The following is a 13,393-nucleotide window of genomic DNA, read 5'->3' on the forward strand; positions in this document are numbered from 1 at the left end:
GGAAATGAATATATGATTCCGAAAGTTATTAATTACTGCTGGTTTGGACATGGAACAAAGCCAGATAATTTTGAATCTATAATTTCATCTTGGAAAAAATATTGTCCAGATTACAAAATTGTAGAATGGAATGAGAAAAATTACGATATAAATTCCAATGAGTTTGTTCGATGTGCCTATTCGATGAACAAATTTGCCTTTGTATCGGATTATGCACGGTTAGATATTATTCATCAGAATGGTGGTATTTATGTTGATGTTGATGTTGAGTTCCTAAGGAATATAGATGAAATTGTCAATAATGGCTCCTTTTTTGCTACTGAGGAAATTGATCGGATTAATACAGGTTTAATTTTTGCTGCTGAAAAAGGGGATACTATTTTAGGTGAAATTTTGAATATATATTCTTCAATGGATAAGGATGCGGCTATAAATGCAATAAATTATAGTAGTACTGTTGAGATAGTGACATCTTTCTTCAAAGATAGAGGATTTAAATTTAATGGGAAACGTCAGAATATTGATAATCATATAATTTATGAAACTTCTGTTTTTTGTCCTCAGCAGTATGGAGAAATTAAGAATTCTAAAGATTTTGGTAATGCTTATACGACACATCATTTTAATAGTAGCTGGGTTTCAGAGAATAAATTCTCATTAGAGAAACAATATAGGCATGCAAGGGTTTCTAGAAGAATAAAAAAATATTTAGGCGTTCATGTATATAATTTAATATTTAAGGTGTATTCACCACTATTTGGACGAGGAAAACAATAAATTAGGAGGATTTATATGAACTACTTAGTGGTTGGCTCAGGTTTATTTGGCTCGGTATTTGCCAACGAAGCGGCAAAAAGAGGAAATAATGTGACTGTTATTGAAAAGCGAGATCATGTTGGAGGTAATATCTATACTAAAGAAGTAGAGGGAATTCAAGTACATAAGTATGGTGCTCATATTTTTCATACTAAAATGAAGGATATATGGGATTATGTTAATCAATTTGCAGACTTTAATAATTATATAAATAGTCCAATTGCAAACTATAAAGGTGAGATTTATAACCTTCCATTTAATATGAATACATTCAACAAGCTATGGGGAGTAATAACACCTACTGAAGCCAAAAGAAAAATTGAAAGTCAAAAAGAAGCGCTTCATATTGAAGGAAATCCCAAAAATCTTGAGGAACAGGCACTATCTTTAATAGGGCCAGATGTGTATGAAAAACTGGTTAAAGGATATACAGAGAAACAGTGGGGGCAATCCGCAAAGGATTTACCAGCTTTTATTATCCGTAGATTACCTGTAAGATTTACATACGATAATAATTACTTCAATGATCCATATCAAGGAATTCCAATTGGCGGCTATACTCAAATTATTAATAAGCTACTAAGTAATGAGTTAATAGACGTTAAAATTAATACAGATTTTTTTGAAAATAAGAACAAATATTTGAAATCTGATAATAAAATTATTTTTACCGGTATGATTGATCAATTCTTTGATTACAGATTAGGTGAATTAGAATATCGTAGTTTACGCTTTGATACAAAGGTTTTGAATGAAGATAATTATCAAGGAAATGCAGTTGTAAATTATACTGATTCAGATACACCATTTACTAGAATCATCGAACATAAGCATTTTGAATTTGGTCAAGGGAATAATGGAAAAACAGTTATTACCCATGAGTATCCTCAAGAATGGCATCGTGGGGATGATCCTTACTATCCAATCAATAATAAAAGAAATAAAGATTTATATTCAAATTATGTTAAATTAGCAAGAAATGAATTTCCAAATGTTATATTTGGTGGTAGATTAGGACAGTACCGTTATTATAATATGGATCAAACTATTATGTCAGCAATGCAAATAGTAAAAAGAGAATTTGAAAATTAGATTACCATGTGAATATCTAGAAATTTTAATGAATCATTAGATAGTCTATCTGTAATAGCTCGGGTATTTATTGTATTAGTTTAATTAATTAGAACATGGATGATTTGGTTTTAGGGGGATAAGATGCATAATAATAGAAAAAAGAAAAAACATACATTAAGAAATGTATTTTTATCATTCGTATTGTTACTTGTTTTGGGTGGAGCAGCATATGGAATGACGCGCTATCGAAGCGTAAAGAATTCAGTAAATAGTTCATTTAAACCATCAGGTGTGACTAAAGAACGTGATGTAAGTAATGCCTTAAAGAATAAGAAGCCAGTGTCTATTCTTTTAATGGGAACAGATACCGGTGCATTAGGTCGAGATTATAAGGGACGTACTGATAGTATGATGGTAATTACTTTAAATCCGAATAATAAGAAGACTACTGTAACAAGTATTCCTCGTGATACGGCTGTTAATATTCCAGGATATAAGTCAGTTTCTCCTGCTAAAATCAATGCTGCATATTCATACGGCCAAACTAAGACAGCTATTAAAACTGTTCAAAAACTTTTGAACATTCCGATTGATTTCTATGCACTTATCAATATGGGTGGTATGGAAAAAGTTATTGACCAGGCTGGCGGAGTTGATGTAACACCGTCCTTGAGTTTTAAATATGAAGGATCTTCATTTACAAAGAATGAAAAAACTCATATGAACGGGAAAAAGGCCTTGGCATACTCGCGTATGAGATATGACGATCCAAAAGGCGACTACGGTCGTCAGACTCGTCAAAGGGAAGTTCTTACTGCCTTAGTACATAAGAGTAGTTCAGTATCTACGTTATTAAATCAAAGCTTTATTAACTCATTGTCTGATCAAACGCAAACTGATTTAACGTTCGATGAATTAACTACAATTGCTAAGGATTATAATTCGGTTAGAAAACATACCTCAGAAACACATTTGCAGGGTAGTAGCGATGAAGTTGCTAAACAAAGTATGGAAGTTATGAAAAAATCTGAATTACAACGCGTAACAAACTTTATTCGTGAGAATTTGGATTTGCCTCACGCTAAGACTGGTAATATTGAGTTTAAACCGTCAACACAGAGTACTAATACCAATAAATCAGTTCAAGATATTAATAATATTGGTTCACAGCGTTCAAATACTACAAATGATTCTACTGCAAAAAGTAAGGGAACTACTAGCAACTCAGGGTATTCAAATACAGGGTATTAGAATTTTTGAAAACTATATATTTACATATGGGAAATCATGATTCTTAAGAATAGTGATTTCTCATTTTTTTGTCAAAAAAGAAGTTTTAAAATGACTTTTGAGGGGCGATAATTTAATGAAAAGAATTAGATGGATTGATTTTGGTAAAGGATTTACCATATTCTTTGTATTGACTGCACATTGTATAGATGAACTTTATGGAACAAATATTTTTCCAAAATATGATGTGTTTTCTAAATTGATGTTGGCAATAATATATACATTTATAATGCCATGCTTTTTTGCACTGTCAGGTTTTTTATATAAGTCACCTAAATCGAATAAAGGATATCTGTATTCAATTAGAAAAAAATTTGTAAATTTTTCGATACCGTATATCGTATTTTCAATTTTATATGTATCTTTACAGCATTTGACGAAAGTTAATAGATTGAATCCATGGGGAAGTCTGATATTTATATATAAACAGCCAATAAGTTACCTTTGGTTTTTATATGTATTATTTTTAATATTTGTTTTTATAGGTTTGATGGATATAATAAAGGTTCCTTTTAACATTCAGTTAGTTTTAAGCATAATTTTGTTTATTGTAGTACAACTGATAAATCCAGTTTACTTTATATATGCGACATTTTCATGGTTACCATGTTTTTATATGGGAATTCTAATTAAGAGGAATATGAATATTCTGAATAATTATATGGTATTTGTAATTTCTTTAATAATTACGATTTTTGGTTTAGCAATAAGAATATATTTAGGCGGTTCATGGTTTAGAAACAATGATATGCTAATGAATACTGCAATTTTCAAAGTTGGAAGTATATTCCTGATGTTCTTTTTCTTCTACCATGTTCAAAATAATAAGTTTTTTGAATATTTTGAGAAGTATGGAAATTATTCAATAGTTATTTATCTGGTACATTTACCTTTGACGTCCTTTTTTTAAATTTTATTGATTAAAATTGGAATTCCAAATTATTTTATCTTTTTGATTTTATCAATAATTTTATCATGGTTCGCTTCATTATTTATTTGTTATCTTTCAAGGAAGGTAAACATAATAAATTTCTTTTTCCATCCTAATAAATATTTAAAAATAAAATAATTACCAACTAATGTACCTTAATGGGTATGAAGCTTTTTTAAATCACCTGTCAATCTTCTAAAGAATATGATTATAAAAGAATCTTATGAAAAAACATCTCATAGCATTAATTTATATTGGAATTGTAATAATAATGATTATTACAATTTGGATTTTATCGAAAAAAGAAAAGAAGGTATCAAAAACTATTACAACAATGATTTTAGCCACTGTACCAATGTTACTTAATATAGTGACAGAGTGGAAAGTTGAAAATGATAAGGTACATACTGAAAAGTTAGAGAACAATATAACGCGTCAATCAATTGAAATAACTACAAATAATAGTATAAATACGACTGACGAATTGAGACGTGATTTTGGTCCTTTTGCAGCGGGGAATAGTTCAGATATTGATTCTTTAAGAGAAAGAGTAAAAGTTAGTATCGAAAATATAGAATTTGATTTACATTCTCTAGAGGGATATAGAAAAAATAGTAGAATTGCGGCTGAACTTTATGGGAGTCTTTCTACTATACGTGAGTCATTGAAAGAGGATACTGTTAAAATTGATAGTAAAAATTATGCTGATTCCTCATACTATAAGAACATTTTTGCAAAATATAATTATTGGTATACAATGTTTCAGGATTTCAAAAATAATAATTATAAAAAAGTTAAAATAGAATCAGATGTGCTGTATGGTGAGTACAATAGGTATAAATTACATGGAACTAGTATAAATATGTATGTTGAAAAATGAGGTTTTAGTTTGCAATATCGTTTCCAAATTAAATTTCCGAGAAAACAAATGTCCCAAATCCCGACCATATTCCACCTTATCCCAATCATCACTAGACCAAGTATAGGGAGAGCCATCCCACCAATTGATATACCGCAGATTACCCTGCAACTCATCAGGTCGATCATGCACAGGCTGAGGGTGGTAAACAGTATCCTTAAATTTCTCATTGTTCAACAAAACAGTAGGAACAAACAATTCATCACAAAGAAAAGCATGTCGGAAAGTCCAATAAATAAAGTCCTTCCGGCTGACTAAATATCTAACAGCCGCATCATTTAAACTAACCCAATTAGAGGCATATTTAATAGGTGGCAAACTAGCTTTTCTACGTTTGGTAACGCCAGTAATCTTTTGAATTTCAAAGTTGATTCTTTCCAAGATACGAAAGAACTTCTTAGCATACTTATTCAAACTAGATCTACCATAAAATCGAATAAAATAGTGTTCATACAAAACCCGTTCAGGTATCTTAACTTTTTGATAGATCTCCTGACAGGGAATGGTCAGAAAAATCATATCGGAATGTTGGTCAAAGAGGTTATGAATATAATTCTGATTGCGTAGCGGCAAATCTTGGCCGGAGATTAGATGGTAATAACCATACTTATCATGTTCACTGGCGATTTCAAACAATTCCATTTCGGCTGCAATTTGGGAGTAAGTACCCCAAGTGATTTTTATATCATGCAATATTAATAACGTCGTTTTCTCAACACAAGTGTGTAACTTCTGCTTGTCTTGTTGAGTTAGCGACGTTTTTTTGTCGATTAAAAGATAAATATCATTTCTTGAGTCATCCAATAGCGTTAATAGGAATCCTAGTTGTTCAAATTTATTATCCGCAATAATCAAATATGCATGTTTAGTCATGATTGGCATCTCCAAGGCATAACTTTTTGATAGATATTAGCACATTAATTTTTAGAATTAAAAAATAATCATATAAAAGTAGGTGTTTCATACATTAAGTCTAATCGAGGGCTTAATGATGAATGTTTATGGAAAATGATAGTACTATGACAATCAGAAACCTTATGAGGGACTGGTTTCATGAAAGCTATGAGTGGCTTTTGTGCAATTAGTGTTTCGTGAGGTTTTTTGCATACCCTAAATTCTATTCATTAGGAGGAGCAAATTGGAAAATCAACAAAAAATCAGTGTGTTGCGGATTTGGGAGATAATTCGAAAACACATTCGTATGATTATCGGTACCGCATTCTTTGTAATCATTATCTCCATTTTTGTAACTTTCTTCGTTATGACGCCTAAGTACAGTGCCACAACTGAGATTTTGGTCAACCGTAAAGCTTCTTCTGATGCGGAAGCTAGTCAGTTTCAACAAGCTCAAGCTGATGTGCAATTGATCAGTACTTATAAAGATATCATTACCAGTCCCACAGTTTTAAACGAGGTTAATCAACGAGTTCATGATTATCCCGGTTATCAAGGTGCCGGTAATTTATCCAAATCTTTATCGATTAGTAATGCACAGAACTCGCAGGTGTTCTCTTTAACAGCTAAATCGACGGATGCGGGAACTGCGGCCGCTATTGCTAATGAGACCGCCAGTGTCTTTAAGAAACGTGTTGGTAAGTTGATGAGTGTCGACAATGTTTCGGTTGTTTCTAAAGCTACAGTTGATCCGACACCAACAAGTCCTAAGAAAATTTTAAACGTCTTGATTGGAATTGTTTTAGGTATCATCTTCGGTATCGCGTTTGCCTGTTTGAAAGAGTTAAGCAATAGTGCTGTCACTACTGAAACTGAGTTAAGTGATGAATTAGGTTTGACCAGCTTGGGAATTGTCGATGAGATTGACCAAAAAGTAATTGAACAGACAGATACTAAGAAGTCAGTTGTAGACGAACCAACTTTAAATACTGTCGATGAAAGAAATTACAGGAGGGTTTAAACCAAATGTTAAATTTCAAAAATAAGCATAAAAAATTAGATAATTACAGTTTGCATCATGGTGTTGGTCTGGTTGCTTCGGATGATCCTAACGGTATCATTTCGGAACAATTTAAAACGATTCGGACTAACATTCAGTTTTCATCGGTTGATAAGCCCTTGAAATCAATTCTATTTACTTCGTCAGAACCTTCTGAAGGTAAGTCTACTGTCAGCAGCAACATTGCCGTGACTTGGGCGCAACAGAATGAAAAAGTTCTATTGATTGATGCCGATCTACGTCGACCTACGGTTCATCAAACCTTTAATGTTGATAACAAAAAAGGTTTATCCAATTATCTATTGGGCAACGCAACTTTTGAAGAGATTATACAACCAACTGATTTTCACAACTTGTACGTCATTACGAGTGGTCCAATTCCACCTAATCCTTCAGAGTTGCTTGGTAGTAATAAAATTAAACAATTATTTACCAGACTATCAGAAAGTTTTGGACTATTAATTTTAGATGCACCGCCAATCAATACAGTAACGGATGCTCAGGTTCTGGCCAATTTAGTTGATGGTGTGATTTTAGTTGTTCCACAAGGAATTGCTAATAAGGCTGCTGTTGCTCATGCTAAACAAGCTTTGTTGATGGTTCACGCACACATCTTAGGGGCAGTAATGAATCGAGTCATTCGTGACCAACATTATGGTTATTACGGGAGTTATTACGGTTTAGAGAAATATCAGAGAAAGAGTTAATGAAGTATATCCGAGGAGAGAATTTAAATTGACTGGAAAGCCTAATGGCTTTTGGGGCAGGATAAATGATCGAATCGAAACATGAGAAGTATAAGAAGTTACATTTTGACATTGAAACAGCTTGGTATCTGTTTATCAAGCGACTATTCGACATTCTTGTTTCAGCGTTGGCATTAATCTGTTTGTGTCCAATATATCTGGTCATTGCCTTAGTAGATCACTTGAGTAAGTTTAATCGCGGACCAGTGTTATACGGGCAAGTACGAATGGGGCTCCATGGACAAAAATTTAAAATGTATAAGTTTCGTTCTATGGTCGTTAACGCAGACGAAGAACTGCACGCTGATAAGAAACTGTACGCAGAATACGTTAAAAATAATTTTAAACTGCCACCAGATGAAGATCCACGTATTACCAAGCTAGGGAGATTCTTGAGAAGATCTTCAATTGATGAGATACCGCAGTTTATCAATATTTTTAAGGGTGATATGAGCTTGGTAGGGCCAAGACCAGTAGTCGAGGATGAACTGAAGGAATATGACCGTAAGAAATTATTATCAGTTAAACCTGGCGCCATGGGGCTTTGGCAAGCGTCAGGTCGCAGTAAAGTTGGCTATCCCAGACGAGCTGAAATTGAGATGCATTACATTGATGAAGCTTGTTTAACAGTCGATTTGAAAATTATCTTAGCTAACTTTGTCGATATTTTTAAGGAAAACGGGGCTTATTGATATGGATGCAAAAGTACTCGTAGCGGCACATAAAGTTTTTCCAATGCCAGTTGATAAAAAGACATATCTACCAGTTTTGGTAGGAGCTGTTAAAAATTTTAAACAAGGTATTAAGTTTCAACGTGATGATACTGGCAAGAACATTTCTGAAAAGAACCCTCATTATAACGAGTTGACCGCAATGTATTGGGCCTGGAAGAATTTTGATACGTCAGACGCAATTGGACTCGTACAGTACCGCCGCTTTTTCAAATCATATGAAGATAAAAATGGTCCACTGACTGATGAAGAGATTGCCGATATTTTGAAGACAACTGACGTTATTTTGCCAACTAAGCGGCACTACTATATTGAGACGAATTATTCGCATTACGTTCACGCCCACAAGAGTGACCCCTTAGATAAATTACGTTACGTGATTGCGACTTACTATCCTGATTACTTAGATTCCTTTGATAAAGTGATGCATCGTCGCAGTGCACACATGTTCAACATGTTTATCATGAAGAAACAATTTTTTGATCAATATTCTCAATTTCTGTTTAACGTCTTAGACATTTTGGAACAACAACTGGATATCTCGAACTATTCGCAACAGGATTCACGCGTTTATGGTTATCTGGGCGAATTGTTAATGGATGTCTGGGTCGAGAAGAATCGGGTTCGTTATACCGAAGTTCGTTGGTATGAAGTGGGTCCCAAGCATCTGATGAAAAAATACTTCTATTTCTTCTGCCGGAGGTTTGGCTTAGAAGTAGGAAAGACGCACTTCTAATGAAAAGAAAAGTTGCTATCATCACACCTAAGTTATCGGGTAATGGTGGTACGGAAACGGTTCTGAAGACAGTTTTACAGGAAAATGAGTATTTTGAAAATTTAAATCGGATCGACTTAGTTATTTTGGGTGGTCACAAAAATAATCAATGGATCACTGAATTACCGACCAAAGTGAAAGTTCATTTTGCGACAGATAATCAAATTTTACGAATGTTGGTTTTGAGTTACTGGTTGTTGTTTGGTGGTTTTGAGCAGGTGATTTGTTTGAGTACAACTATCATTCATTGGTCAGCTTTAATCAGGAAAGTTTTCCGTAAACATTATTTGATAGTCTCTTGGATTCACTTCTCAATTTTTAATGAAAAGACAGTTGATCCTGACAAGTTGCATTATGCCGACTATCACTTAGCTATCAGTTCTGGTATCGTCAAGCAATTGGAATCATTGGGTATCAAAGCCGAACGAATTCGTTTGATTTTTAATCCAGTCGACAAAAAGAAACGAGTAATCATGCCAGCTGATGATGGTGTGATTCATTTAGCTTATGTCGGACGAGTGATGTTGAAGGGGCAAAAGGATTTGCAAGAATTGTTTGATGCGCTAACTCTTTTACCACCACAGGCAGTTGTTTTACATATTTATGGCACTGGACAGATAGCTGAATGTAAGGCTTATCTGGCTAAACATCATGTAAAACAGACAGTTATCTGGCATGGTTGGGTGAAAGATCCATGGCAAGAGATTCGGACATTAGATGCGACGGTTTTGACTTCACAGTATGAAGGCTTTCCGATGGCTCTAGCGGAGTCAATCAGTTATGGCGTTCCCGGAATTGCTTCAGATTGTCCGACTGGACCGGCAGATATTATCGATTCAGAGAATGGGTTTCTCTATCGAGTCGGTGACGTCAAAGGTTTAGTAACTGACATTTTGAAGTTGATCAAGCAAGTACATTTCAATCACGTCACGGTGCAACAGACGTTAGGAAAATATGCGACTGATAAATTTTGCCAACGTTTTTGGGCTAGTTTGGCGGAAATGAAGTAGATGATAAAAATGAAAATAACTTTGAGTATTATCATTCCGATGTATAACGCCGAGCAAACGATTGGTCGTTGTCTTGATTCAATTGAGCGACAACAAGTTGATTTTCCATTTGAAATTATCGTAGTTGACGATGGTTCAACTGATGACTCGATTGGTTGTATTGAAGCGTATCAGAAGAAATTTGCCAATATTGAATTATTCAGACAACAGAATTTGAAACAGTCCGCAGCTCGTAATAATGGCCTAGATCATGCCAAAGGTGATTATGTCATGTTCTTTGACAGTGATGACATTGTTGAAAAAAATATGTTGCAGATCATGGTTCATAAAATTGAAGCTGACAATGATTTGGTTATGTGTGGAATCAAAAAAATCTATCCGGATAAGACAGTTGTGGAAGATCAAACCGACCTAACTGGTGCTAAGAATGAAAAAGATTTGATCACCAATTATTTGGATAAAAATAAGGAATTCGACACTGGCTTGTGGAACAAAATTTTTCGCAGGAGTCTGATTCAAGGGCACCAACTCCGTTTTAATAATGGCAATTTCTTCGAGGATTCACTGTTCAATCTGCGGTACTTGTTGAATTGCCGACCGGGAAAAGTTGTCTTCATCAATCAGATACTGTACGACCTCTACAAGACTTTGGGAACAACAACAACTTCGTTCAATCCCAAGATCAGCTATTGGGCTAGTAAGTATGAAAATAAGGTACAAGCAATTTTGAATAGTCGCGGACTACATGTCAAAACAGCGATTATCAATGCTTTTAAGATCAGAACGACGTTATATATCATTCATCATCACATCAAATATGACACGAGTTGGAATAAGACAAAGCAAAGAAGATACTGGTCACTTTATTCAATTCCAGCGATTCTCAAGGCCTTGCAATATTTGCCAAAAAGATACGCAGCTGCGGTTATCTTAGCTAGATTTTCACCACAAACTTATATCCGTTTGTACCAAAAGAAGAATCCAGTTACGTAATTTTAGTTAGTCTGGTGAGCAAAATGAAACAAGTTACAGCATTAGTAGTTACTTATAATCGTTTGAAACTTTTAAAAGAGAATATTGCCGCCATCACTGCACAAACTTATCCAGTGAAACATATTTTGGTGATCGACAATAACAGTCAAGATGGTACCAAAGAATATCTTGACTCGCTTCAAATCGACGGTTTGATCGTCAAACATTTAGCCAAGAATCTGGGCGGCTCAGGTGGTTTCTACGAAGGCATCAAAATCTTTGAAGAGCAATTGACTGATGATTTTGTTTGGATCATGGATGATGATACGATTCCGACTTCGACAGCTTTAAAAGAATTGAGTCAGTGTTGGTCAACGATTGGTCAATTTGGATTTTTAGCTAGCAATGTTCGCTGGATTGACGGTAAACCAGCTGTGATGAATGTACCAGCTATAGACCAGGCCCATTGGAGTAGCGACGACTTGGAAATCAGCGACAATATCTTTTATCCACGAGTCAGTTCAGCTAGTTTTGTTTCCTTACTAGTGCCTCGAGAAGTGATTTCCGTCAAGGGTCTACCTTACAAGGAATTCTTCATTTGGGAAGATGATGCCGAATATACCTCTCGAATCAGTCGGGAATACAGCTGTTATTTTGTTCCAGAAAGTATTGTCCATCATAAGACCAAATCTAATGACGGAATTGACATCATAGATGAAAGTGGCAGTCGTTTAAGCAGATACTTTTATCTTTTCCGGAATAAAACTTTTCGTGCTCGTAAGGCCAAAGGTGCGGAGAAAATTAAATCTTTAGGTCGAATCGGAATTGAATATGGTCAAGTTTTGTTTAGCCACAAGGTACATCAACGGTTTAAGAAATTGGGCATCATGTCCAAAGGTATTATCGAGGGCATGTACTTCAATCCAAAAATTCATTACGTATTGAACGCCAAAACTAAGGGTGACTAATCTCAAGGAGGGACTGATGATGACATGAATTTTGGAATGGTTTATGCAGTGCTATTAGTACTCTTTTTGATTTTTGGTTACATCTTCAAAGAAAATGATCTCAAACATTATTTTTTGATTAGCGATATTCTGTTAGCTTTACCAGCTTATGTGGCTAATCCGATGAATGGTGTCTACTTCGATACAGTTCGTTTTCAATATATTTTGGATCAGATTCGTGATGCTAATTTAATTTCAGGCTTGAGTGGTGGATTAAATTGGGTACTGAATTATTCAGAGTATGCCGCTGAACCGGTGGTGGCTGTGTATATTTGGATCTTTAGCTTTTTCAAAAATAATGGGATGTTCTTCTTCATAACAACGTTCTTATTCCTGATTTTTCTGTCGCATTTGTTATTGAAAGTTGGCAAGTATTTCAAAGTTTCGCACTGGAATCTGATTTTGATTCAGTTTGTGATTCTGACAACTTTTAACTTGTTTTACCAAATTGAGGGAATTCGTAATTTCTTAGCCTTTATGATTTTCGCCTGGGCTATCTTCACCGATTTGACCGCAACACAAAAGCATGAAAAAGTCGAAGCCATTATTGCTTACATCTTCTGCATGTTCTTTCATCCCATTGCCATCGTGTTTGTCCTCTTCAGATTGTTACTGGCTTTGAAAAACAAATTTGTTTTCTTTGGCAATCACATTTTTGACGCAGTAGTGATGGTGATTCTTTTGATCTATAACCATTTCATGACTTTCATCGTTAATCTTTTGGCTCAAGTCAGTGAGTTGCCAATGATGAGTTCACTATTTTCCAAGTCACAGAATTACGTTTATGGACAAACTGAGTTTAGTGCTTCAACCGGTAGAGCGGAGGTTTCCTTCACCTCGATGGTTTTTGTAGCTTTGATTGTGGAGCTGCTGCTGTTCCTATCTTTGTATAAAGATACGGTTTTACCAAAAGGTTATTTGACGCTCTATCTATATATCATCGCTTTTACAATTGGATCATTTATGAATTCACAGATTTACTTGCGAGCCATCATGTTACTGCTCTTCATGAGCGCACCTTTGAAGGCATTACTGTTTTCAACCGAACGACTCAAAGACAGAACGGCTTATCTGATGTTCTTCTATAATTTGATGACTTACGCCACAGCCTTTGTACTCTTTGGATATTGGTACGTTGCAGTTTATCAGACCGTGGCACTTTGATGGA

14 protein-coding genes are annotated in these 13,393 nt (G+C 34.7%); 13 read left to right on the forward strand and 1 reads right to left on the reverse strand.

Annotation, left to right across the window (positions count from 1 at the left end):
- The first annotated feature begins 12 nt into the window (after positions 1-12).
- The 5 genes from ATN92_RS15250 (at position 13) to ATN92_RS15270 (ending at position 4,991) form a co-directional block, all read left to right on the forward strand.
- Positions 13-777, forward strand: a complete 765-nt coding sequence (locus ATN92_RS15250; protein WP_056953527.1) for a glycosyltransferase family 32 protein — start codon at positions 13-15, stop codon at positions 775-777.
- 15 nt (positions 778-792) lie between these two features.
- Positions 793-1,908 carry a UDP-galactopyranose mutase gene (glf, locus tag ATN92_RS15255; RefSeq protein WP_056953529.1) on the forward strand — a complete coding sequence of 372 codons (1,116 nt, stop codon included), beginning with the start codon at positions 793-795 and terminating at the stop codon, positions 1,906-1,908.
- A gap of 123 nt (positions 1,909-2,031) precedes the next feature.
- On the forward strand, positions 2,032-3,141 hold the full coding sequence (locus ATN92_RS15260) for an LCP family protein (RefSeq protein ID WP_056953532.1): 1,110 nt from the start codon (positions 2,032-2,034) through the stop codon (positions 3,139-3,141).
- Between the two features lie 115 nt (positions 3,142-3,256).
- Complete coding sequence (locus ATN92_RS15265) at positions 3,257-4,090, forward strand: acyltransferase family protein (RefSeq protein ID WP_056953534.1); 834 nt, start codon at positions 3,257-3,259, stop codon at positions 4,088-4,090.
- Positions 4,091-4,334: 244 nt separating this feature from the next.
- Positions 4,335-4,991 carry a hypothetical protein gene (locus ATN92_RS15270; protein ID WP_056953536.1) on the forward strand — a complete coding sequence of 219 codons (657 nt, stop codon included), beginning with the start codon at positions 4,335-4,337 and terminating at the stop codon, positions 4,989-4,991.
- Here ATN92_RS15270 and ATN92_RS15275 read toward each other — a convergent pair.
- On the reverse strand, positions 4,953-5,903 hold the full coding sequence (locus ATN92_RS15275) for a beta-1,6-N-acetylglucosaminyltransferase (RefSeq protein ID WP_056953538.1): 951 nt from the start codon (positions 5,901-5,903) through the stop codon (positions 4,953-4,955). The genes ATN92_RS15270 and ATN92_RS15275 overlap by 39 nt on opposite strands.
- Before the next feature lie 265 nt (positions 5,904-6,168).
- Between ATN92_RS15275 and ATN92_RS15280 the strand changes: the two genes are divergently transcribed.
- The 8 genes from ATN92_RS15280 to ATN92_RS15315 all read left to right on the forward strand — a co-directional run bounded on the left by ATN92_RS15280 (position 6,169) and on the right by ATN92_RS15315 (position 13,389).
- Complete coding sequence (locus tag ATN92_RS15280) at positions 6,169-6,945, forward strand: YveK family protein (RefSeq protein ID WP_056953540.1); 777 nt, start codon at positions 6,169-6,171, stop codon at positions 6,943-6,945.
- Positions 6,946-6,950: 5 nt separating this feature from the next.
- Positions 6,951-7,691: a CpsD/CapB family tyrosine-protein kinase gene (locus ATN92_RS15285; protein ID WP_056953542.1), complete on the forward strand. Its 741-nt coding sequence runs from the start codon at positions 6,951-6,953 to the stop codon at positions 7,689-7,691.
- Positions 7,692-7,756: 65 nt separating this feature from the next.
- Complete coding sequence (locus tag ATN92_RS15290) at positions 7,757-8,422, forward strand: sugar transferase (protein WP_056953544.1); 666 nt, start codon at positions 7,757-7,759, stop codon at positions 8,420-8,422.
- Between the two features lies 1 nt (position 8,423).
- Positions 8,424-9,197, forward strand: a complete 774-nt coding sequence (locus ATN92_RS15295) for a DUF4422 domain-containing protein (RefSeq protein ID WP_056953546.1) — start codon at positions 8,424-8,426, stop codon at positions 9,195-9,197.
- Positions 9,197-10,246 (forward strand): glycosyltransferase, encoded by a 1,050-nt coding sequence (locus tag ATN92_RS15300; RefSeq protein WP_056953547.1) that lies wholly within the window; start codon positions 9,197-9,199, stop codon positions 10,244-10,246. The genes ATN92_RS15295 and ATN92_RS15300 overlap by 1 nt, the downstream gene beginning before the upstream one ends.
- The gene (locus ATN92_RS15305) at positions 10,247-11,239 is read left to right on the forward strand and encodes a glycosyltransferase family 2 protein (protein ID WP_056953549.1); all 993 of its coding nucleotides are present in this window, start codon (positions 10,247-10,249) and stop codon (positions 11,237-11,239) included.
- Positions 11,240-11,262: 23 nt separating this feature from the next.
- Positions 11,263-12,186, forward strand: a complete 924-nt coding sequence (locus ATN92_RS15310; protein WP_056953551.1) for a glycosyltransferase family 2 protein — start codon at positions 11,263-11,265, stop codon at positions 12,184-12,186.
- 24 nt (positions 12,187-12,210) lie between these two features.
- Complete coding sequence (locus ATN92_RS15315; protein WP_056953553.1) at positions 12,211-13,389, forward strand: EpsG family protein; 1,179 nt, start codon at positions 12,211-12,213, stop codon at positions 13,387-13,389.
- Positions 13,390-13,393: the final 4 nt, after the last annotated feature.

The sequence above is a fragment of the Companilactobacillus bobalius genome, from assembly GCF_009764355.1.

Coding starts and splice junctions, on each gene's coding strand:
- ATN92_RS15265 (WP_056953534.1), top strand. CDS start 3,257: ATGAAAAGAATTAGATGGATTGATTTTGGTAAAGGATTTACCATATTC.
- ATN92_RS15315 (WP_056953553.1), top strand. CDS start 12,211: ATGAATTTTGGAATGGTTTATGCAGTGCTATTAGTACTCTTTTTGATT.
- ATN92_RS15290 (WP_056953544.1), top strand. CDS start 7,757: ATGATCGAATCGAAACATGAGAAGTATAAGAAGTTACATTTTGACATT.
- ATN92_RS15270 (WP_056953536.1), top strand. CDS start 4,335: ATGAAAAAACATCTCATAGCATTAATTTATATTGGAATTGTAATAATA.
- ATN92_RS15250 (WP_056953527.1), top strand. CDS start 13: ATGATTCCGAAAGTTATTAATTACTGCTGGTTTGGACATGGAACAAAG.
- ATN92_RS15295 (WP_056953546.1), top strand. CDS start 8,424: ATGGATGCAAAAGTACTCGTAGCGGCACATAAAGTTTTTCCAATGCCA.
- glf (WP_056953529.1), top strand. CDS start 793: ATGAACTACTTAGTGGTTGGCTCAGGTTTATTTGGCTCGGTATTTGCC.
- ATN92_RS15310 (WP_056953551.1), top strand. CDS start 11,263: ATGAAACAAGTTACAGCATTAGTAGTTACTTATAATCGTTTGAAACTT.
- ATN92_RS15260 (WP_056953532.1), top strand. CDS start 2,032: ATGCATAATAATAGAAAAAAGAAAAAACATACATTAAGAAATGTATTT.
- ATN92_RS15285 (WP_056953542.1), top strand. CDS start 6,951: ATGTTAAATTTCAAAAATAAGCATAAAAAATTAGATAATTACAGTTTG.
- ATN92_RS15300 (WP_056953547.1), top strand. CDS start 9,197: ATGAAAAGAAAAGTTGCTATCATCACACCTAAGTTATCGGGTAATGGT.
- ATN92_RS15305 (WP_056953549.1), top strand. CDS start 10,247: ATGATAAAAATGAAAATAACTTTGAGTATTATCATTCCGATGTATAAC.
- ATN92_RS15275 (WP_056953538.1), bottom strand. CDS start 5,903: ATGACTAAACATGCATATTTGATTATTGCGGATAATAAATTTGAACAA.